The sequence below is a fragment of the Lysobacter rhizosphaerae genome, assembly GCF_054779795.1.
On sequence record NZ_BAAGXO010000004.1, the window covers coordinates 30,179 to 50,259 of the forward strand.

Genomic DNA, 20,081 nt, shown 5'->3' on the forward strand with positions numbered 1-20,081 from the left:
CGGCACGGGCCAGAATGCAATCTGGCTGTCGGCAAACTTCACCACGCAGCCTGCAGTGACCACGGTTGGCGATCAAAACTGGAAGGCCGTCGGTTTTGGCGACTTTGACGGCGACGGCAAGGCGGATGTGTTCTGGCGCAACATCGGGACTGGCCAGAATGCGATCTGGTTGTCGGGCAATGCCGCCACGCAGCAAAGCACTGCAACGGTCCCCGATCAGAACTGGAAAGTAGTCGGTATCGGCGACCTCAATGGCGACAACAAGGCGGATGTCTTCTGGCGCAACATCGCGACTGGCCAGAATGCGATCTGGTTGTCGGGCAATGGCGCCACGCAGCAGAGCGCCGCAACGGTCCCCGATCAGAACTGGAAAGTGGTCGGTATCGGCGACCTCAATGGCGACAACAAGGCGGATGTGTTCTGGCGCAATATCGGGACTGGCCAGAATGCGATCTGGTTGTCGGGCAATGCCGCCACTGAGCAGGGCGCGGCAGCGGTCCCCGATCTGAACTGGAAAGTAGTCGGCATCGGCGACCTCAATGGCGACAGCAAGGCGGATGTGTTCTGGCGCAACATCGACACCGGCGAGAACTCCGTCTGGCTGTCGGGCAACTCCGCCACGCAATCGGTGGCGGGAACGGTTACCGATCAGAACTGGAAGGTCGTCGCCGTGGGGGATTACGACGGCGACGGCAAGTCGGATGTGTTCTGGCGGAATATTGCCGATGGGCGCAATGCGATCTGGCTGCAGGGCAATGCCGCATTGCAGCCGGCCGTGACCGGAGTTACGGACCTGACGTGGGTGATTGTTCCGTTTGACGCCACCTCGCGTCGCAGCAGCGACTTCAGCGGCGACGGCAAAGCGGACGTGTTCTGGCGCAATGCAAGCACTGGCCAGAACGCCATCTGGCTGTCGGGCAACGCCGCGCTGCAACCGTCAGTGGCGGCTGTCCCCGACACAAATTGGAAGGTCGTGGGCGTGGGTGATTTCGGCGGAGACGGCAGGTCGGATGTGTTCTGGCGCAACATCGGCACCGGCCAGAACGCGATCTGGTTGTCGGGCAATGGCGCCACGCAGCAGGGCGCGGCAACGGTCCCCGACCAGAACTGGAAGGTCGCCGGCGTTGGCGACTTCGACGGCGACAACAGGTCGGATGTGTTCTGGCGCAACATCGGCACTGGCCAGGACTCCATCTGGTTGGCAGGTAATGCCGCCACGCAAGCGGGGGCGCCAACGGTTCCCGACCAGAATTGGAGGGTCGTCGGTGTAGGTGACTTCGACGGCGATGGCAAGTCGGACGTGTTCTGGCGCAACGGCGGCAGCGGCCAGAACGCGATCTGGTTGTCGGGCAACGCCGCCACACAACCGCCAGTGGCAACGGTTCCCGACCAGAACTGGAAAGTAGTCGGCGTGGGCGACTTCGACGGCGACAGCAAGTCGGATGTGTTCTGGCGCAACATCGGCACCGGCCAGGATTCCATCTGGCAGTCGGGCAGCGCCAACACGCAATCGGTGGCGGGAACGGTTACCGACCAGAACTGGACGGTCGTCGCCGTGGGCGATTACAACGGCGACGGCAAGTCGGATGTGTTCTGGCGCAACATCGGCGATGGGCGTGATGCGATCTGGCTATCGGGTAATGCTGCGCTGCAGCCGGCTGTGATTGGCGTTACTGACTTGAACTGGTCGATTGTCCCGTAAGGCAGTGGAACCGTTCCTGGTGCGCATTGCTTCACCCACCAATGAAAAAACGGCCCGCATCGCTGCGGGCCGCCGAGTGCAATCGCAGCGATGGCCTACTTTGCGAGCAGGTGTTGCTGCCAGAACAGGATCGTGGCCGCGCCGTAGTAGTCGTTGTTGGCCTTCTTCTTGAAGCCGTGGCCTTCGTCGTTGAACAGCAGGTACCACACCGGCTGGCCGTTGCCGCGCACCGCCTTCACGATCTGCTCGGCCTCGCTGTACGGCACGCGTGGATCGTTCTTGCCCTGGGCGACGAACAGGCGCGATCTGATGCGCTGCGGATGCCGTGCCGGCGATATCTCCGCGAACACCTGCTGCATCTCGGGCGTGCGCTCGTCGCCGTACTCGGCGCGGCGCAGGTCGCGGCGGTAGCTCTCGGTGTTGGTGAGGAAGGTGCTGAAGTCGGAGATGCCGACGATATCGACGCCGGCACGGATGCGGTCGCTGTAGTGCATCAGCGAGGCCAGCACCATGTAGCCGCCGTAGCTGCCGCCCTGCACTGCGATGCGCGAGGAATCGAGTTCGGGCTGCTGCGCGATCCAGTCGAGCAGGGCGCCGATGTCCTTGACCGAATCCTCGCGTTTGGCGGCGTTGTCGAGGGCGAGGTAGGTCTTGCCGTAGCCGGATGATCCGCGCACGTTCGGCACCAGCGTCGCCACGCCGAGTTCGTTGGCGAGGAACTGCGCGGTGGGAGTGAAGACCGGCTGCGCCTGGCTCTCGGGGCCGCCGTGGATGCTGATCACCACCGGCACCTTCGTGCCGGCCGGGATGTTGGCGGGGCGGTAGTAGAACGCCGGGATCGTCCGTGGCTTGCCGTTGACCTTGTCGAAGGTCGGGTAGCGGATCAGCGTCGGCGCTACGAACCGGCCGGCGTCGAGGCCGCCGACTTCGCTCTGCGTCCAGCGCGTGAGCTTCGCGCCGGCCAAGTCGACGACGTACACGTCGCTCGGCGACGTGGCGCTGTTGAGCGCCAGGGCGAGGCGTTGGCCATCGGGCGCGAAGCTGAAGCCACCGATCACGCCGATCGGCAGCGCCGGCAGCTTCACTTCCCGGTGCGATGGCAGCGCCAGCACATGCAGTCGGCTGATGCCGTCCTCGTTGGTGACGTAGGCGAGGTGCCTGCCGTCCTCGGCGACGGTGAAGCCGTCGACGTCCCATGGGATGTCTCGGGTGAGCACCTCGAATTTGCCCGAGGCCGGATCGTGGTAACGCAGGGTCTGGAATTCCTGTGCCTTGCCCGCCAGGGGCTCATCCGAAACGAAATAGACCGCGCGGCCATCAGGTGCGAACGCGAAGCCACCGAACGCCGCCTTGCCGCCGTCGACCGGGAACAGTTCCAGCTTGCCGGTCGCGACATCGACCACGCCCGGATACGACTCCGCCGCGGACACGTACTTCGTCACCAGCAGGCGCCGGCCGTCGGGTGAGAAGTCCTGCGCGCTCCAGCTGCCGCCTGCGGTTACCAGCGCGCGCGCCTGCCCGGTCGCGACGTCGCGCACCCAGATGTCGGTATCGGTGCCATTGCGCGCGGTGCTGCTGTAGGCCATGCGGCTGCCGTCGCGTGAGAACAGCGCGCCACCGTTCTGGGTGCGCTTGCCGTCGGTGAGCAGCGAGGTGTTGCGCGAGGCGAAGTCGAACCAGTACAGCTGCGAGAATTCGTCGCCGCCCTTGTCCTTGCCGAACACGAAGCCGTCCAGCTTCGACGTCGAGGGCGCGACGGTCACGCCGCCGAGCGGTTCGGGATAGAACGTGAGCTGCTCGCGCATGCCCATCGGCTGGCACACGCGGTGCGCCTGCGCGGTCTCGGCGAAGCGCGTGCTGATCAGCAGGCAGCCGTCCCTGGTCCAGCCGGCGAGACCGGCACCACGCGTGTTCTGGTAGCGGTTGAGCCGTTCGACCAGTTCGGTGGGGATGGCGGGAATGTTTTCGCTGACGCGATTGCCCAGCTCCTCACGGACAACTTCTTCGCGTACGACATTGTTCGGCGTGGCCGTTGCGCTCTGTGCGAACGCCGGCAGGCATGCGAGTACAAGCGCGGCAACGGGCAGGGTGCGGCGGATGGACATGGTTGTTTTCCCCGGGTGTTTCCCGGAGCTTAGCGTCGAACCGCTTTGCCAAGCTCGGCCGGAAGTCATGCCGCCGGGCCGGGCGCGCGGCAACGGCCGCCCTACATGGGCGCCGCGTACTTGCTGATCATCGCCCGCAACGAGCGGGCCTCGGTCAACAGCTGGGTTACTTCGGCGCGTTCGTGGCCGTCGATGCCCGAAGGGCCGAGTTCGCGCAGCTTCGCGCCCAGCTCGGAATTGCGCTGTTCCACCGCCTGCAACTCGAGCTGGTACATGGTGCCGAGGAACGAATGGCCCAGCGTCTGTTCATCGCCGATGAAACTGCTGGCCGCCAGTTTCTGCAAAGCCTTCGACTCGTCGCGGTCCGCGAAATGTTCGATCACGGCGCCGGTGGTGATGTCCGGACGCGACTCCACCAGGTCGATGATTTCCGCAAGCAGCTCCACCCCAGCCTGGTTGAGGCTCGGAAAGCGATGCGGTCGCGGAAGGCTGAGCGCGAGGGACGGTTGATGCAGTAGCAGCTCGATGGCCGCGCGCACCAGCGAGCGCTTCGGCGCTTGTGTGTTGAGTCGTGGCGCGCGCGCTGCGGATGCCTGTGGGTCCGCCGCGCTCGCACGCGCACCCACGCCGGTGAGTTCGGTCAGGCGCTGCTTCATCAGGTCGCCGAAGGCGCCGTCGGGAATCTGGGCGAGGAACGGCTTGGCGCGTTCGGCCAGGCGGCCCTTGCCTTCCAGCGTCGACAGGTTCACGTCCACGCCGAGCGAGTCGAAGAAGAACTGCGACAGCGGCGTCGCCGCGCGCAGGCGCGCATCGAAGCCGTCGCGGCCTTCCTTGCGTACCAACGAATCGGGATCCTCGCCGTCCGGCAGGAACAGGAAGAACGCCTGGCGGCCATCCTTCATGCGCGGCAGCACCGATTCCACCGCCTTCCATGCGGCGCCGCGGCCGGCGCGGTCGCCGTCGAAGCAGAAGTAAACGTCCGGCGCGTTGCGGAACAGCAGCTCGGCATGGTCCGGCGTGGTTGCGGTGCCGAGCGTCGCCACCGCGCAGTCGACGCCGTGCTGGAACAGCGCGACCACGTCCATGTAGCCCTCCACCACGATCAGGCGCTCGATCTTGTTGTGCGCCTGCCGCACCTGCCACAGGCCGTAGAGTTCGCGGCCCTTGTGGAACAGCGGCGTCTCCGGTGAGTTGAGGTACTTGGGGCTGTCGTCCTTCTCGAGCACACGGCCGCCGAACGCGATCACCCGGCCACGACGGTCGTGGATCGGGAACATCACCCGGTCGCGGAACTTGTCGTAGACGTGGCCGCGCTCGTTCTTCGAGAACAGGCCGGCGCGTTCCAGCAGCGACATACGGCGCGGATCGGTGCCCAGCGCATCGCGCAGCGCGTTGAAGCCGTCGGGCGCGTAGCCGATGGAGAACTGCTCGCGGATCGCTTCGCTGACGTCGCGCCCGTCCAGGTAGGCCTGCGCCTTCGCGCTCACGGCGAGTTGCTTGCGGAAGAACTTCGCCGCCGCATCGACCGCGTTGAACAGGTCGTTGCTGTCCGGATTGGCGTTGCGCTGCTGCGTGTCGCGCGGCACTTCCATGCCGATGCGCTTGGCCAGTTCCTCGACCGCATCGAGGAATTCGAGGCGGTCGTAGTTGATCAGGAACGAGATCGCGGTGCCGTGCGCGCCGCAGCCGAAGCAGTGATAGAACTGCTTGGTCGGCGACACCGTGAATGATGGCGAGCGTTCGTCGTGGAACGGGCAGCGCGCCGAATATTCCTTGCCCTGGCGCTTGAGCGGCACGCGCGTGCCGATGATCTCGACGATGTCGGATCGCGCGAGCAGGTCATCGATGAACGCGTCGGGGATGCGGGCCATTAGGCGACTATCGTCCCACGGAAATCACACGACTACCCACCTGCGTGCTTCGCCCTCAGCCGCGCGCTTCGAAACTGGCCGCCAGTGCCTGCAACGCATCGCCGGTGACGCGCTGCACGGTCCATTCGTCCATGCCGGTGGCGCCGAGGCGGCGATAGAAGTCGATCGCGGGCGTGTTCCAGTCCAGCACCGACCATTCGAAGCGGCCGCAGCCGCGTTCGAGCGCCAGTTTCGCCAGGTACGCCATCAGCACCTGGCCGACGCCGCGGCCGCGGTATTCGGGGCGCACGAACAGGTCCTCGAGGTAAAGGCCGCGACGGCCAAGCCAGGTCGAGAAGTTGTGGAAGAACAGGGCGAAGCCGGCGGGCTGCCCGTCGGCCTCGGCGATCACCACTTCCGCGCCGGGCTGCGCGCCGAACAGGTTGGCGGCGAGCATGGCTTCATCGGTCTGCACCGCATCGGGTTCGCGTTCGTATTCGGCGAGCTCGCGGATGAGGGCGAGGATGAGCGCCACGTCGTCGCGGGTAGCGAGGCGCAGGGTGACGCCGGGGCGGTTCGTTGCGATCTTCGCGGCGATTGTCGGGATAGTCATCGCATCAGGGGCGTTGGGCGCGTTCGATCGCGCAGGCTCGCGGCGCTGGGCTGGCGCTGGTGTCGGCCCAGCCCCGGGGGGCTGCGCTGGAACCAGCGGCGCGACAGCCCGCATGGGCGCGGGCTCAGCCGGCGAGGCGCTGCTTCACCAGGGCCGAGACCTGGCCCATGTCGGCCTGGCCGGCCAGCTTCGGCTTGAGCACGGCCATCAGCTTGCCCATGTCGGCGGCGCTGGCGGCGCCGGTCTCGGTGACCGCCGCGTCGATGGCGGCGCGGATCTCGGCTTCGCCCATCTTCGCCGGCAGGTAGCGCTCGATCACCGCCATCTCGGCGCGTTCGATCGCGGCGAGGTCCTCGCGGTTGGCGGCTTCGTACTGGCTGATCGAATCCTTGCGCTGCTTGACGCCCTTCTCCAGCACGGCGATCACGGCGGCATCGTCGAGTTCGATGCGCTCGTCGACTTCGCGCTGCTTGATCGCGGCGTTGATCAGGCGGATCACGCCAAGGGTGTCCTTGTCGCCGGCCTTCATGGCGGCCTTCATGTCTTCGGTGAGGCGTTGCTTGAGGGACATGGAATGCTCCGGGTGAGGGGAGGGCAGGATCGCTACAGGCGGCCTCGGGAGGGTCGGGCGGGAGGCGATCCGGGAAGTCCAGAAATGCAAAAAGCCGGCAGCGCGATGCGCGGCCGGCTTCTGCCGTGATTGTCGGGCGGGCTCAGGCCCGCCGGTCAATCAATACAGACGCTGACGCTTGGTGACGTCGCGCGAGCTGCGGCGCGCCTGGCGCTTGACCGCGGCAGCCGCCTTGCGCTTGCGTTCCTGCGTCGGCTTTTCGTAGAACTCGCGCTTGCGGGTCTCGGCCAGGACGCCGGCCTTTTCGCAGGTGCGCTTGAAGCGACGGAGCGCAAACTCGAAGGGCTCGTTTTCGCGGACTTTGACGCTGGGCATACGTAATCTCGTTGGTGGACCGACCCGGGCAGACCGGGGGAGCCGCGTATGATAGCCGCCCACTCCGGCCGCGTGCAACCGCCCGCGGACCTTGCCTCCAAATCGCGCGTCCAGACCCCATATTCGCCCGCATGAACGTCCTCGGCATCGAAACCAGCTGCGATGAAACCGGTGTCGCCGTGTATGCCCTCGATCGGGGCGGCCCGGATGGCGCGGCGGGGCTGCGCGCGCACGCCGTCTACAGCCAGATCGCCCTGCACGCCGAATATGGCGGGGTGGTGCCGGAACTGGCCAGCCGCGACCATGTGCGCAAGCTGCTGCCCCTGATCCGCCAGACCCTCGCCGAGGCCGGCCTGGCCATCGAGGATATCGACGGCGTTGCCTACACCGCCGGCCCCGGCCTGGTCGGCGCGTTGCTGGTCGGCGCGGGCGTGGCCCGGTCCCTGGCCTGGGCGCTGGACGTGCCGGCCGTGGGCGTCCACCACATGGAAGGCCACCTGCTGGCGCCCCTGATGGAGGACGCGGACACCAAGCCGCCCTTCGTGGCCCTGCTCGTCTCCGGTGGCCATACCCAGCTGGTCGCGGTCGACGCCATCGGCCGCTACCGCCTGCTCGGCGAGACCCTCGACGATGCCGCGGGCGAAGCCTTCGACAAGACCGCCAAGCTGATGGGCCTGCCCTATCCCGGTGGCCCCCAGCTGGCCGCGCTGGCCGAAGAGGGGCGGCCCGGCGTGTTCAAGTTCGCCCGGCCGATGACCGACCGGCCCGGACTCGACTTCAGTTTCAGTGGCCTCAAGACCCAGGTGCTGCTGGCCTGGCGCGACAGCGACCAGTCCGCGCAGACCCGCGCCGACATTGCCCGCGCCTTCGAGGATGCGGTGGTCGACACACTGGCGATCAAGTGCGGTCGCGCGCTCGATGCCACCGGCTTCGACACCCTGGTGATCGCCGGCGGCGTCGGTGCCAACCAGCGCCTGCGCGCGAAGCTGCAGGCGCTGGCGGAAAAACGCGGTGGCCGCGTCAGCTTCCCGCGCCCGATGTTCTGCACCGACAACGGCGCGATGATCGCTTTCGCCGGTGCGCTGCGCCTGCAGGCCGGTCAGCACAACGACGCCTCGGTGCGGGTGACGCCGCGCTGGGACATGGCGACGCTGCCGGCAGTCGCGTAGCGTCGCGCCGCACCAACGCACTCTTCACCTGCAACGCCATACGGATCCGCGCTGAATGGACAAGGTCTTCATCGAGGCGCTCGAAATCGAAGCGCTGATCGGCATTTACGACTGGGAACGGCGCATCCGCCAGCCACTGCTGTTCGACGTCGAGATGAGTTTCGACAACCGCATCCCGGCGGCGTCGGATGCGATCGAGGACACGCTCAACTACAAGGCCGTCAGCAAGCGCCTGGTCGAATACGTGTCGCAGTCCGACTTCGGTCTCGTCGAAACCCTGGCCGAGCGCGTCGCCGCGATCATCCTCGACGAATTCGGCGTGCAGCACGTGCGGCTCAAGTTGAGCAAGCCCGGCGCGGTGCGCGGCGCACGCGCGGTCGGCGTGATCATCGAGCGCAGCCGCGCCTGAGGTGGCGATTCCGATGGGCATGGTCTGATGGGCAAGGCCTACCTGAGCCTCGGCAGCAATCGCGAGCCCGAGCGGCACCTGCGCGAAGCCATTGCCGCGCTGCGCCGGCATTTCGGCGGACTCGTGCTGTCGCCGGTGTACCGCACCCGCGCGGTCGGCTTCGACGGTGGCGACTTCCTCAATGCCGCCGCGATCATCGACACCGCGCTCGATCCCTTCGCCTTGAACGAATGGCTGCACGCGCTCGAAGACACGCATGGCCGCGACCGCGGCGGGCCACGCTTCGGCGATCGCACGCTTGATATCGACATCGTGTTGTTCGATGACCTGATGCTCGAGGGCGAGGGCCACCTGCAGATCCCACGTGCGGAGTTGCAGCACGCCTTCGTGCTGCGGCCGCTGGCGGAGATCGCGCCCGACATCGTGGTGCCCGGCACGGGCCACACCCTGGTCGAACTCTGGGACCTGCACCCGGAGCGCAACGCCGTCATGGAGCAGGTCGCGCTCTGACGCGGCTCCGCGTGGGCCTTCGAACCGCGATGGCTTGCGTTGTCCGTGTCCGCGCCCGAGGATGCGCGCTGCCATGAGGCAACCACGGGAGACAGGACGATGTTCGACAGGTTTTCGCGCAGTTGGTCGCTGGTCCAGGCGAGTGCGGCGGTGCTGCGCTCGGACAAGGAGTTGATGGTGTTTCCGCTCATCTCCGGCGCGCTGACGCTGGTGGTGCTGGCGACGTTCCTGTTGCCGATCTGGTTGCTGCGTGTGTTCGACGGCGGCTTCAACGTGTTCGGTGCGGTGCTGGTGTTCGCTTTCTACTTCTGCCAGTACAGCGTGATCCTGTTCTGCAACTGCGCGCTGGTGGGCGCGGCGATGATCCGCCTCGACGGTGGCGATCCGACCCTCGCCGATGGCTTCAATGCCGCACGGGCGCGCCTGCCGGCGATCCTCGGCTATGCCGCGATCGCAGCGACGGTCGGCCTGGTGCTCAAGCGCATGAAGGATGACGACAGCCTGCTGGTGCGCCTGCTCGGCAGCGGCCTGGGCGCGGCGTGGACGCTGGCGACCTTCCTGGTGGTGCCGGTGCTGGTCAGCCAGAACGTGGGTCCGATCGATGCGCTGAAACACAGCGCCAGCCTGCTCAAGCGCACCTGGGGCGAAAATGCGATCGGCAGCGTCGGCATCGGCATGTTCTTCGGGCTCGTGAGCTTCTCGATCATCCTGGTCGGCGCGTTGCTGGCCTACCTGGCCGCGCAGGTCTCGTTGGCGCTCGCCATCGCCGTGGCTGTCGTGTTCGTGGTGGCGGTGTTGCTGGTGGGCGTGTACCAGGCGGCATTGAGCGGCATCTATTCCGCGGCGCTGTACCGGTACGCCACCAATGGCGAGGCGCCGGCGGCTTTCCAGGGCCTGCAGTTGCAACACGCGTTCCAGGCCAAGTAAGCCTATCGACCGGATCGGGGTTGCCCGGTCCCGTCGCCGCCTGCTCAGGCGTCGAGCAGGCGCCCGCCATCCAGGTGCAGCACCTGCCCGGTGCTGTAGTGCGCGTCCTGCAGCAACCAGCGCACGGCTTCGGCGACTTCCTCCGGCGTACCGGTGCGCGCGAGCGGCGTGCGCCGCAGCATCGCCTGCTGCCTGGCCGCGTCGCCCTCCTGTTCCGGCCACAGGATGGCGCCGGGCGACACCGCGTTGACCCGCACTGCCGGCCCCAGTTCCAGCGCCAGCGACTTCGTCATCATCAGCAGCGCGGCCTTGGCCATGCAGTACAGCGCGTGCTCGCGCAGCGGGCGTTCTCCGTAGATGTCGGCGAGGTTGACGATCGCGCCGCGCGTGGCCGCGAGGTGCGGTGCGGCCGCCTGCGCGAGGAAGAACGGTGCGCGGGCGTTGCTGGCGAAGAGCACATCCCACTGCGCCGGCGTAGCGGTCCCGAGTGGCGTGGGCTGGAACGACGAGGCGTTGTTGACCAGCGCATCCAGCCGCCCGTAGCGGCCGATGCCGTGTGCGACCAGTTCCGGCAGGCGATCGAACTCGGTGAGATCGGCCTGCTGCACGAAGGTGCTACCCGGACGCGCGGCTTCCAGCTCCGCCGCCAATGCCTCGAGTTCGCTGCGCGAATGCCGGCAATGCAGCACCAGGTCGTAACCGGACCGGTGCAGCGTGCGGGCGATCGCCGCGCCGATGCGGCGCGCGCTGCCGGTGACCAGGGCGACGGGGCGGGCGTTGTTCATGCCGGGCGGTTCCTTGTGGTCGCGGCATTGTGCACGCGGCGCAGGAGATAATGCCGCATGACTCAAGGCCCCCCGACCTCGCTCCCCGCACCCGATGCCGACGCGCTCGCCCACAGCGAGCGCCTGTCCGCCCTCATCAGTCACGAGATCGCCGCCAGCGACGGCGCGATTCCGTTCTCGCGCTTCATGGAGCTGGCCCTGTATGCGCCGGGCCTGGGCTACTACAGCGCCGGTGCGCGCAAGTTCGGCGAAGGCGGCGATTTCGTCACCGCGCCCGAGCTTGGGCCGATTTTCGCCGCGTGCATCGCCGAAAGCGTGGCGCCGGTGCTGCAGCAACTCGGAGCAAGCGCCGTGTTCCTCGAGCTGGGCGGCGGCAGCGGCGCCTTCGCCGAGGTCGCGCTCAAGCGTTTGCTCGAACTCGATGCGCTGCCCGACCGCTACCTGATCCTCGAACCCAGTGCCGACCTGCGCGAGCGCCAGCGCGAACGCCTGCAGCGCAGCCTGTCGCCGATGTTGTTCGAACTGGTGGAATGGCTCAACGGTCCGCTCCCGGACGATTGGAGCGGCGTGCTGTTCGCCAACGAGGTCATCGATGCGCTGCCGACGCCGCGCTTCGCGATCCGCGACGGTGAGGTGTTCGAGGAATACGTGACCGTCGACGGCGACCGCTTCGCGCGCACGCTGCGGCCGGCGGACGCCTTCCTCGGCAATGCCGTGCGCCATGTCGAGCGCAGCCTGGAACATCCTTTTGCCGAGGGCTACCGCTCCGAGGTGCTGCCGCAATTGCCGTACTGGATCCAGGCCGTGTCGGGCGGGATGCAGCGCGGCGCGATGCTGTTCGTCGACTACGGTCATCCGCGCGGCGAGTTCTACCAGCCTGACCGCACCGACGGCACGCTGCGCGCGTACTACCGTCACCGCATGCACGACGAACCGCTGCTGTGGCCGGGCCTGCAGGACCTCACCGCGTCCGTCGATTTCACCGCGCTGGCCGAAGCCGGCGTCGCTGCGGGCTTCGACTTCGCCGGCTACTGCTCGCAGGCCAGTTTCCTGCTGGGCAACGGCATGGCCAGCGTGTTCGAGCGCATCGAGCGCATGCACGATGCGACCGAACAGCAGCGCCGCCGCAACGAGGTGAAGAAGCTGACCCTGCCCAGCGAGATGGGCGAGCGTTTCCAGGTGATGGGCTTCGCCAAGGACGTCGAATTCGGCGTCGCCTTCATGGCGGGCGACCTGAGCTTCCGCCTGTGAGCGCGCGGGGCGGGTCGCCATTGCGGGATTTCCGCCGGCCGCGGCTGTGGCTGGCGCTGTGGTGGCTGGCGATAGTCACAGTCATCGTGTTTTCGCTGACGCCGCCGCCACCGATGCACGTGCCGCGCAACTTCGACAAGGTCGAACACCTGCTCAGCTATGGGTTCCTGGCCACGGGCGCGGTGCTGCTCTTCGCGCGCTGGCGTGCGCAGCTGTGCGCGGCCACCGGGCTGGTGGCGATGGGGATCGCCCTGGAATTCGCCCAGGGCATGCTGACGCAGACGCGCATGGCCGACCCGGCCGATGCGCTGGCCAATGCCACCGGCGTGCTGTTGGGGTTGCTGCTGGCATTCACCCCGGCGGCGCGGTGGCTGCAACGGCTGGACGCGCGCCTGCGCTAGGGCGGTCGCCGCCAGCTGCTGCGTCGCAACAAGGGACGGCTACGGGATTGCCCCTGCCGGCGGGGGGCTGGTGCGCGAGGGCACGTGAAATCGCCGTGTTCGCCGTTGGCCGATCGTTGCCGGCGTGAATAGCCGATCGGGCAAACAATCCGAGCAACTTGCGCAAACGTTAAAAATTTATGAAGCTCGGTTCAGGGCTTCAGGGGAGCCCTTTCCACTTCCAGAAAGGAACTTCCACCATGCCTCGTACCCATCGCAACCGCCTGGCGCTGGCCGTTGTCGCCGCGCTCGCCACGGGCGCCGCGCTGCCCGCTTTTGCACAGGAAACCACCCAGGCGCCGGCCCAACCGGCCCAGCCGGTCGAGCCGGCGGCCGCCAAGAAGCCGGTCGAACTCGACCAGCTCGTCGTTACCGGTACCCGCGTGCAGGGCCGATCGCCGACGCAGTCGCTTTCACCCATCGACGTGTTCAGCCCCGCGAAGCTGGAGAAGCAGGCATCGGCCGACCTGACCGACCAACTGGCCAACATCGCGCCCTCGTTCAACACCCAGCGCTTCCCGATCGCCGACGGCACGGCCTTCATCCGACCGGCCAGTCTGCGCAACCTGCCGCCCGACGAGACGCTGGTGCTGATCAATGGCAAACGCCGCCACCGCTCGGCGCTGGTCAACCTGCAGGCCGAACCGTTCGGCACCATCAACCAGGGCTCGCAGGCCGTCGACTTCGGACAGATTCCTGCCGCCGCGATCGCGAAAGTGGAAGTACTGCGCGATGGTTCCTCGGCGCAGTACGGTTCGGACGCCATCGCCGGCGTGATCAACATCATCCTCAACGACAACGCCAAGGGCGTGCGCATCGACGGGCAGTACGGCTCGACCTTCAAGGGCGACGGCGACAAGTGGCGCAGTTCGTTCAACCTGGGCCTGCCGCTCATGGAAGACGGCTTCTTCAACATGACCGCCGAGTACTACGAGAGCGACTTCACCTCGCGTGGCATTCCGCGTGCGGATGCGGCCGTGGTGGAAGCCGCGCGTCCCGGCCAGGTGCCGTTCGAAGGCCTGGGTCAGCGCTGGGGCGACCCCAATGGCAAGGGCCTGCGGTCGTTCTTCGATGCCGAACTGCCGTTGTCCGAAAACGCCAGCCTCTATGGTTTTGGCAGCTATGGCGACTCGAAGTACGACTCGAGCTTCTTCTACCGCACGCCCGTGGGCGTGGCGGGCATCGGCCCGCGCAGCACGCTCTGCGTGGGCTGCGGTACGGCCGGCGGCACCGCAGCCGACCCGGTGGACCAGTCCATCGTCGACTCCATCCTCGCGCAGGGACTGAATCCGGCCGACTTCCTGACCCCCTCTGCGACCAGCCCGTCCGGCTATATCGCACTCAACCCGATCTATACCCAGTTCCCAGGCGGCTACACGCCGACCTTCGCCGCCGACATCATGGATTACGAAGGCGTGTTCGGTGCCAAGGGCAAATTCGACAGCGGATTGCACTGGGATGCCAGCCTGCGCCAGGGCGAGAACCGGGTCTATTACAAGCTGATCAACTCGATCAATCCGAGCCTGGGCCTTTTGAGTCCCACCAGCTTCGAGCCCGGGATCCTGACCCAGCTCGAGCGCGGCGCCAACCTCGACTTCACCTACCCCTGGCAGAACGACGCGTTCGCATCGCCGATCAACGTCGCCTTCGGTGGCGAGTGGCGCGAGGAGACCTACAAGATCGGCACCGGTGATCCGGCGTCGTACCAGGTGGGCCCGACCGCTGCCCTGTTCGGCTTCGGCTCCGATGGCTTCCAGGGCGACTCGCCGGAAGGCGCGGGCAAATTCAGCCAGTACAGCCGCGCTGTCTACGTGGATCTCGAAGCCGACGTGACCCAGCGCTGGTCCGCGGGCGTGGCCGGTCGCTTCGAGGATTCCTCGGCGTTCGACAGCACCTTCGACTGGAAGCTGTCGTCGCGTTTCGCAGCGACCGACACGCTGGCCTTCCGCGCCACCGTCAATACCGGTTTCCGCGCGCCGACGCCGGGCCAGATCAATACGCTGGACATCACCACCACGGCCAACTCCAGTGGCGCGCTGATCCCGCAGGGCACCTTCCCGGTCAACAGCGCGGCCGCGATCGCGCTGGGTGCGGTACCGCTGACGGCGGAAGAGTCGTTCGCCTATTCGGCCGGCCTGGTCTACACCCCGACCGCTAACTTCAGCCTCACCGTCGACTACTACAACATCGAGATCGACGACCGCATCGCGCTGCGCAACTTCACCATTACCCCGGGCTCGCCGGAAGAGCAGGCACTGCTCGATGCCGGCATTCCGGCGTCGGCCATTCCCGGGCAGGTGTCGTACTTCACCAACGGTGTCGACACCACCGTGCAGGGCGTGGATCTCGTGGCGATCTACAAGGCGGATTTCGGCAACTGGGGCACCGGCACCTTCGACGTCCGCCACAGCTGGAACAAGCAGGAGGTCGACCACGTCGACACGCTTCCGGGCACGACCACGCCGATCCTCGATGCCGAACGAGTGGCCGACCTGGAAAACCAGCTGCCCAACAACCGTTCGGTGCTTACCTTCGACTGGCAGTCGCCGTGGAATTTCAGCGTCACCACCCGCGCGAACCGCTACGACGGCTGGGAGGACTTCACCTTCGGCGAGCAGAGCGAGTTCGGTTCGGAATGGCTGTTCGACCTGGCGGTGAGCTTCAACCTGTTCGACGACCGTGCCCACCTGACCGTGGGCGGCAACAACATCTTCGACAACTACCCGGACAAGGAGCAGAACAGCACGCTCAGGTTCCTGGGTGCCCAGTATCCGCTGTCCTCGCCGTTCGGCTTCAACGGTGGCGAGTGGTACGTGAAGTTGGGGGTCGAGTTCTGATCGAATCCTGAAACGGACGAATCATCGGGCGGCTTCGGCCGCCCGATTTTTTTGCGCGGACACTCGGGCTAAGGCTTCTTGCCCGTCGCCGCCGCAACCGCCGCGATCCGTGCCTTGCGCAGCGCCTCGCCCAGCTCCGGGCCCTGCAGTTCGCCAGGCAAGTCGGACGCGCGCACCGCCATGGCCGCGGCATGCGCATCGCGCAGCTGCTGCCCGGCCGGATAATCGATATCGGCAAACCCGGTGCGGCCACGCTTGTCGGCTTCGCACGCGACGGCGAGCTGGGCGATGCGGCCGGGCCGGCGAAACCCGTCGCAGCGAGTGATCAGCTCCACCACCGTCGAGGCCCTGAGCTCGCCGAAGCGATGCACGTTGAGGTGTTCGCGACACACGCACTCGGCAAGCTGGCGATGCTCCAGCGGCACCTTCAGGCGCTCGCACAATGCGCGCAGCGGGGCGAGGCCGGCGCTTTCGTGGCCGACATGCCGCGGCAACACATCTGCAGGCGTCAGCGCCTTGCCCAGATCGTGGGTGAGCGCGGCGAAGCCGATCAATTCGTCGCCAGGTGCCAGCCGCGCCGCCATGTCGCAGACCAGTTCGATGTGCACGCCGGTGTCGACTTCCGGATGGTGCTCCGCGCTCTGCGGAACGCCGTACAACGCAGCGATTTCCGGCAGTACTACCGCCAGCGCACCGCAGTCGTGCAGCGTGCGCAGGAACGCGGAAGGCGTGGCGCTCGCGATTGCGCGCCGCAGCTCCTGCCACACGCGTTCGGCCGTGAGTTCGGCGAGTTCGCCGCTGGCCACCATTGCCTGCATCAGCGCCATCGTTTCCGGAGCGACGGTGAAGCCCAGGCCGGCGAAGCGCGCCATGAAGCGCGCCGCGCGCAGCACGCGCAGCGGGTCCTCGCCGAAGGCGGGACTGACGTGGCGCAGCACTCGGGCTTCGATATCGCGCGCGCCACCGTAGGGATCGATCAGCTGGCCGTCGCCATCCTGCGCGATCGCATTGATGGTGAAGTCGCGGCGCTGCAGGTCTTCCTCCAGCGTCACCGCGGGGTCGGCATGGACGACGAAGCCGCGGTAGCCGCGGCCGGATTTGCGCTCGGTGCGTGCCAGCGCGTATTCCTCGCCGGTCTGCGGATGCAGGAACACCGGGAAGTCGCGGCCCACGGCCTTGTAGCCGGCCGCTTGCATCGAAGCCTGCGTTTCGCCGACGACGACGAAATCGCGATCACCGTGGCCAAGGCCGAGCAGACGATCGCGGACTGCGCCGCCGACGAGGTAGGTCTTCATGCAACGAGTCTAAAGGAAGCGGGTTTGATGGCCGGCGCAGGGAGTTCGGTGTCGGCCCGTGATTGCCATCGGCCGCGCGCGCGGCGCCAACCGTGCTGATGCGTTGCGCCAGCCGCGGGCGGCGGGCGTCAATGATGTTTCTTCTTCTTCGCAGGCTGGGCGGGCGAGGGCGCGACCGCCGGCTTGGGTGCGACCGCGACCGGGCACACGAACTTCTTGCGCGGCCCGTCGAGGCGGCCGTGCATGCGGTCCTCCATGCCCAGGGCCGTGCCGTCGAGGCGCCAGTCGTAGAGCACGCTGAAAGCGAGCACGCGGGCTACGTAGTCGCGTGTTTCCTTGTAGCTGATCGTCTCGATCCAGAAATCCGGATCCATGCCCGGCCGCTGCGACTGCCAGCGCGCCAATGGCGTCGGACCCGCGTTATAGCCGGCGATGGCCTGGTAGGGCTGGCCGCCGTATTTGTCGAGCAGCTGGCGCAGATAGGCCGTGCCCAGCGTGATGTTGGTGTCCGGTTCGTACAGCGACTCGGCGCCGCCCCAGGACAGGCCGAGGTCCCTGGCCACGGCGGCGCCGGTTTCGGGCAGCAACTGCATCAGCCCCATCGCGTTGGCGCCGGACCGCGCGCGGGGATCGAACACGCTCTCGGCGCGGATCTCGCCGGCGACCCAGGCCGGATCGAGCCGGTTGCGCACGGCTTCGCGGCGGATGGTGGCGTCGTGGTGCAGGGGAAAGCGCAGCTTGTACAGGCGCAGCTCGTCAGGGCGCACCTCGCCCTTGGGCGTCTTGCCCAGCGCGAAGACGGCGCGATCGAACCAGCCTTGCGATTGCGCCGTTTCCACGGCGAGGCGGCGCTGGGTGTCGTCGAAGCGGGACAATGCATCGTCCCATTCGCGCGTCGCCCAGCCGCGACGGTCGATGCGGTACAGCCCCAGCGCGCGCACGATTGCCGGGTCGCGCGCTATGGCATTACGTTCCGCAGCGGTGCTGGTGGGCTGCCACGGACACAGGGTGTAGGACGCCTTGATGCGATCGGCGGCCAGGAAGCCGTGGAACTCGGCCTTGTTGGCGGCTTCGCGGTAGAGGCGTTGTGCCGCGGCAGTGTCGCCGCTGCGTTCGGCCAGGCGCGCCTCGAAGTACTGCCAGCGCGCTTCGCTGCGCTGCTTGTCGCCCATCTTGCGGATGGCCGCGAGCGCGGCCGGCCAGTCGGAGCGCGCCATCGCCTCGCGCACGCGCCACTCGTGCAGGCGCTCGTCGTACGCGATCTCCGGCACGGCATCGAGGCGTTGCGCGGATTCGGGCTCGTAAGAGGCAGCGGTCCACAGCGCCGCCTGGTAGAGCACGCGGCCACGCTCCTCCTCGGTAAAGCCGAGGGCCTGCGCGTATTGCGGCAACTGGGTCTCGGCGATCATCGGCACCGACTTGGCGGCGCGTGCGAGGCCGTAGGAGGCCATGCGTCGGCTGCGTTCGGTCCTGGGCCAGTTCAGCGCGCGTGGGTGCAGTGACTCGATGAAGGCGGCGTAGTCGTTGGCGAGCGCGGCCTCCTCGACCGGCAGGCCGCGCGCGGCGACGCGCATCACCGAGGGCTGCCATTCGGCCGCGGCCTTGTCGATGCGCTCCCAGCGCAGGTCGGCGGCCAGACCGCCCTTCGCGGCCAGCGCTTCGAGGACGGCATCGCAGTTGGCCGGCAGCGGCTTGGCCGCATCGCGCCACAGTGCCTGGGCATCGCCGAGCCATTGCGCATCGTCGCGTCCCAGCGACTGCCGCGCCTGCAATTCGGCGCAGCGCAGTTCGCTGTTGCGGCCGACCGCGGGTTTCCACGCCGCCAGCAACGCGGCCCAGTCCTCGCGGCGTGCAGTCTGCGCGACCCAGATCTCTCGGAACGCTTCGGCGGCGGCCTGGCCGTCGTAACGCGCCAGGAACGCCTGCGCCTGCGCCGCGCTGACGGCATCGATATTGCGGCGCAGGGTGGCGTATTCGATCCAGGCGTAGAGCGGATGCGATGCGAGGTCGGCGTACTGGGATGCGTCGAAGCCGTCGCGTTCGGCGGCCTGGATAGCTGTCGCCACACGTTGCAGCTGGGGATCCGCGGCGACGATGCTGACCGCCATGGGCATGGGCGCCGCGCCGGTAGAGCGCAGCGTGGAAGGGCCGGACACCAGGGGCAGGGCTCCGGCCACGACTGCCGCGAGCGTGGTGAGGAGGATGCGGGGGGACATAGCGCCCGACTATAGCCGAGCAATGTGAATGCCCGGTCGCCATGCGCGCCGCATGCGCGGCGTGTGCGCGCGCGTTGCTGGACGGTGGCTGCGCGGCTCGCCGTGCACGTTACGATCGCGGCCTTGTCCGTCGCGGGTGTGGCCATGCTGGTGTCGTTGCTGTTGTTCCTCGCGCTCGGCGCCGTGGCCGGCGTGCTCGCAGGCCTGCTCGGCGTGGGCGGTGGCCTTGTGCTCGTAGCGGCGCTGGCGTGGTTGTTGCCGAACATGGGCGTGCCGCGCGAAGCGGCGATGCATGCGGCATTGGCGAGTTCGCTGGCCAGCATCGTGCTGACCGCCGCGGCATCGGCCCGTGCGCACAACCGGCGCGGTAGCGTGCTGTGGCCAACGGTGTGCTGGATGGTGCCGGGCCTGCTGGTCGGCGGCTGGCTCGGCAGCGATGTCGCCGTGCACATCGATGGCGACGCGTTGCGCTGGATCGTCGCGGTGTACTGCGTGCTCGCCGCGGCCCAGCTGATGTTCGGCGGCACACGCCCCGCGTCCGCGGCGGGCGACGTGGCCGCGCCCCGTGGGCTGCCGATGACCCTGGCCGGCGGCTGCATCGGCGCGGTCTCGGCCGTGGTCGGCATCGGCGGCGGCAGCATGACGGTGCCATTGCTGGTCTGGCGCGGTGTCTTCCCGGTCCGCGCGGTCGGCACCTCGTCGGCCTGCGGCGTTGCGATCGGCCTGGCCAGCGCGGTCGGCTATGCCCTGCACGCGCCCGATGGTGCGCTGCCGCAATTTGCCTGGGGCTATGTCTACCTGCCCGCCGCCGCCGGGGTGGCGGCGGCTTCCGTGCTGGCCGCCCCCTATGGGACGCGTCTCGCACACCGGCTGGATGGGCGCACGCTGAAGCGCGTTTTTGCGGGATTTCTCCTCGCCGTGGCGGCGAGTCTGGCACTCGGCGGCTGAGCAGCGCGGCAGGTTTGCCGCATCGGGCGTGACTTCTTTCCGCTTGTGGCCGCTTCACTAATTGTTTACAACTCAGGG

Annotated in this window: 17 protein-coding genes; 9 read left to right on the plus strand and 8 right to left on the minus strand. The window is 67.6% G+C overall.

Annotated elements, in window-relative coordinates; genetic code table 11:
• The first annotated feature begins 55 nt into the window (after positions 1-55).
• A complete protein-coding gene (locus tag ACYVGE_RS07220) occupies positions 56-1,702 on the plus strand; it encodes an FG-GAP repeat domain-containing protein (RefSeq protein ID WP_460729099.1) in 1,647 nt (548 codons plus the stop codon).
• 95 nt (positions 1,703-1,797) lie between these two features.
• Here the strand turns inward: ACYVGE_RS07220 and ACYVGE_RS07225 are convergent, their stop codons facing one another.
• The 5 genes from ACYVGE_RS07225 to rpsU form a co-directional block, all read right to left on the minus strand.
• Positions 1,798-3,807, minus strand: coding sequence for a S9 family peptidase (locus ACYVGE_RS07225; protein WP_460728491.1), 2,010 nt, complete (start codon positions 3,805-3,807; stop codon positions 1,798-1,800).
• 101 nt (positions 3,808-3,908) lie between these two features.
• Positions 3,909-5,678 carry a DNA primase gene (gene dnaG, locus ACYVGE_RS07230; protein WP_460728494.1) on the minus strand — a complete coding sequence of 590 codons (1,770 nt, stop codon included), beginning with the start codon at positions 5,676-5,678 and terminating at the stop codon, positions 3,909-3,911.
• Positions 5,679-5,733: 55 nt separating this feature from the next.
• Positions 5,734-6,270, minus strand: a complete 537-nt coding sequence (locus ACYVGE_RS07235) for a GNAT family N-acetyltransferase (RefSeq protein ID WP_460728496.1) — start codon at positions 6,268-6,270, stop codon at positions 5,734-5,736.
• A 124-nt stretch (positions 6,271-6,394) separates the two neighbouring features.
• Entirely contained in the window at positions 6,395-6,841 is a 447-nt protein-coding gene (locus tag ACYVGE_RS07240; protein WP_460728498.1) for a GatB/YqeY domain-containing protein, read from the minus strand.
• Positions 6,842-7,000: 159 nt separating this feature from the next.
• Complete coding sequence (rpsU, locus tag ACYVGE_RS07245) at positions 7,001-7,216, minus strand: 30S ribosomal protein S21 (protein ID WP_056134345.1); 216 nt, start codon at positions 7,214-7,216, stop codon at positions 7,001-7,003.
• Between the two features lie 131 nt (positions 7,217-7,347).
• On the opposite strand from rpsU, the gene tsaD reads away from it, so the two are divergent.
• The 4 genes from tsaD to ACYVGE_RS07265 all read left to right on the plus strand — a co-directional run bounded on the left by tsaD (position 7,348) and on the right by ACYVGE_RS07265 (position 10,231).
• The gene (gene tsaD, locus ACYVGE_RS07250) at positions 7,348-8,385 is read left to right on the plus strand and encodes a tRNA (adenosine(37)-N6)-threonylcarbamoyltransferase complex transferase subunit TsaD (protein WP_460728500.1); all 1,038 of its coding nucleotides are present in this window, start codon (positions 7,348-7,350) and stop codon (positions 8,383-8,385) included.
• A 55-nt stretch (positions 8,386-8,440) separates the two neighbouring features.
• Positions 8,441-8,794: a dihydroneopterin aldolase gene (gene folB / locus ACYVGE_RS07255; protein ID WP_460728502.1), complete on the plus strand. Its 354-nt coding sequence runs from the start codon at positions 8,441-8,443 to the stop codon at positions 8,792-8,794.
• A 27-nt stretch (positions 8,795-8,821) separates the two neighbouring features.
• Positions 8,822-9,304: a 2-amino-4-hydroxy-6-hydroxymethyldihydropteridine diphosphokinase gene (gene folK / locus ACYVGE_RS07260; RefSeq protein WP_460728504.1), complete on the plus strand. Its 483-nt coding sequence runs from the start codon at positions 8,822-8,824 to the stop codon at positions 9,302-9,304.
• A gap of 99 nt (positions 9,305-9,403) precedes the next feature.
• Entirely contained in the window at positions 9,404-10,231 is an 828-nt protein-coding gene (locus tag ACYVGE_RS07265) for a DUF6159 family protein (protein WP_460728506.1), read from the plus strand.
• Between the two features lie 44 nt (positions 10,232-10,275).
• Here ACYVGE_RS07265 and ACYVGE_RS07270 read toward each other — a convergent pair whose 3' ends face one another.
• Positions 10,276-11,016, minus strand: coding sequence for a pteridine reductase (locus tag ACYVGE_RS07270; RefSeq protein WP_460728508.1), 741 nt, complete (start codon positions 11,014-11,016; stop codon positions 10,276-10,278).
• 57 nt (positions 11,017-11,073) lie between these two features.
• Here ACYVGE_RS07270 and ACYVGE_RS07275 point away from each other — a divergent pair, with 57 nt between their 5' ends.
• The 3 genes from ACYVGE_RS07275 (at position 11,074) to ACYVGE_RS07285 (ending at position 15,544) form a co-directional block, all read left to right on the plus strand.
• Positions 11,074-12,267 (plus strand): class I SAM-dependent methyltransferase, encoded by a 1,194-nt coding sequence (locus tag ACYVGE_RS07275; protein WP_460728510.1) that lies wholly within the window; start codon positions 11,074-11,076, stop codon positions 12,265-12,267.
• Positions 12,264-12,668, plus strand: a complete 405-nt coding sequence (locus ACYVGE_RS07280; RefSeq protein WP_460728512.1) for a VanZ family protein — start codon at positions 12,264-12,266, stop codon at positions 12,666-12,668. Before ACYVGE_RS07275 ends, ACYVGE_RS07280 begins: the two co-directional genes overlap by 4 nt.
• Before the next feature lie 239 nt (positions 12,669-12,907).
• Positions 12,908-15,544: a TonB-dependent receptor plug domain-containing protein gene (locus ACYVGE_RS07285; protein WP_460728514.1), complete on the plus strand. Its 2,637-nt coding sequence runs from the start codon at positions 12,908-12,910 to the stop codon at positions 15,542-15,544.
• Between the two features lie 68 nt (positions 15,545-15,612).
• Here ACYVGE_RS07285 and ACYVGE_RS07290 read toward each other — a convergent pair whose 3' ends face one another.
• Both ACYVGE_RS07290 and ACYVGE_RS07295 read right to left on the minus strand, forming a co-directional pair.
• Positions 15,613-16,839, minus strand: a complete 1,227-nt coding sequence (locus tag ACYVGE_RS07290; RefSeq protein ID WP_460728516.1) for a multifunctional CCA addition/repair protein — start codon at positions 16,837-16,839, stop codon at positions 15,613-15,615.
• 128 nt (positions 16,840-16,967) lie between these two features.
• Positions 16,968-18,953 carry a lytic transglycosylase domain-containing protein gene (locus ACYVGE_RS07295; protein WP_460729101.1) on the minus strand — a complete coding sequence of 662 codons (1,986 nt, stop codon included), beginning with the start codon at positions 18,951-18,953 and terminating at the stop codon, positions 16,968-16,970.
• A 225-nt stretch (positions 18,954-19,178) separates the two neighbouring features.
• On the opposite strand from ACYVGE_RS07295, the gene ACYVGE_RS07300 reads away from it, so the two are divergent.
• Positions 19,179-20,003, plus strand: coding sequence for a sulfite exporter TauE/SafE family protein (locus ACYVGE_RS07300; RefSeq protein WP_460728517.1), 825 nt, complete (start codon positions 19,179-19,181; stop codon positions 20,001-20,003).
• Positions 20,004-20,081: the final 78 nt, after the last annotated feature.

Excerpts from the sequence above, each read along its gene's own strand:
- ACYVGE_RS07225 (WP_460728491.1), bottom strand. The coding sequence starts at position 3,807 with ATGTCCATCCGCCGCACCCTGCCCGTTGCCGCGCTTGTACTCGCATGC.
- ACYVGE_RS07290 (WP_460728516.1), bottom strand. The coding sequence starts at position 16,839 with ATGAAGACCTACCTCGTCGGCGGCGCAGTCCGCGATCGTCTGCTCGGC.
- ACYVGE_RS07270 (WP_460728508.1), bottom strand. The coding sequence starts at position 11,016 with ATGAACAACGCCCGCCCCGTCGCCCTGGTCACCGGCAGCGCGCGCCGC.
- ACYVGE_RS07285 (WP_460728514.1), top strand. The coding sequence starts at position 12,908 with ATGCCTCGTACCCATCGCAACCGCCTGGCGCTGGCCGTTGTCGCCGCG.
- ACYVGE_RS07265 (WP_460728506.1), top strand. The coding sequence starts at position 9,404 with ATGTTCGACAGGTTTTCGCGCAGTTGGTCGCTGGTCCAGGCGAGTGCG.
- ACYVGE_RS07235 (WP_460728496.1), bottom strand. The coding sequence starts at position 6,270 with ATGACTATCCCGACAATCGCCGCGAAGATCGCAACGAACCGCCCCGGC.
- folK (WP_460728504.1), top strand. The coding sequence starts at position 8,822 with ATGGGCAAGGCCTACCTGAGCCTCGGCAGCAATCGCGAGCCCGAGCGG.
- folB (WP_460728502.1), top strand. The coding sequence starts at position 8,441 with ATGGACAAGGTCTTCATCGAGGCGCTCGAAATCGAAGCGCTGATCGGC.
- ACYVGE_RS07295 (WP_460729101.1), bottom strand. The coding sequence starts at position 18,953 with ATGCCCATGGCGGTCAGCATCGTCGCCGCGGATCCCCAGCTGCAACGT.
- dnaG (WP_460728494.1), bottom strand. The coding sequence starts at position 5,678 with ATGGCCCGCATCCCCGACGCGTTCATCGATGACCTGCTCGCGCGATCC.
- tsaD (WP_460728500.1), top strand. The coding sequence starts at position 7,348 with ATGAACGTCCTCGGCATCGAAACCAGCTGCGATGAAACCGGTGTCGCC.
- ACYVGE_RS07240 (WP_460728498.1), bottom strand. The coding sequence starts at position 6,841 with ATGTCCCTCAAGCAACGCCTCACCGAAGACATGAAGGCCGCCATGAAG.
- rpsU (WP_056134345.1), bottom strand. The coding sequence starts at position 7,216 with ATGCCCAGCGTCAAAGTCCGCGAAAACGAGCCCTTCGAGTTTGCGCTC.
- ACYVGE_RS07275 (WP_460728510.1), top strand. The coding sequence starts at position 11,074 with ATGACTCAAGGCCCCCCGACCTCGCTCCCCGCACCCGATGCCGACGCG.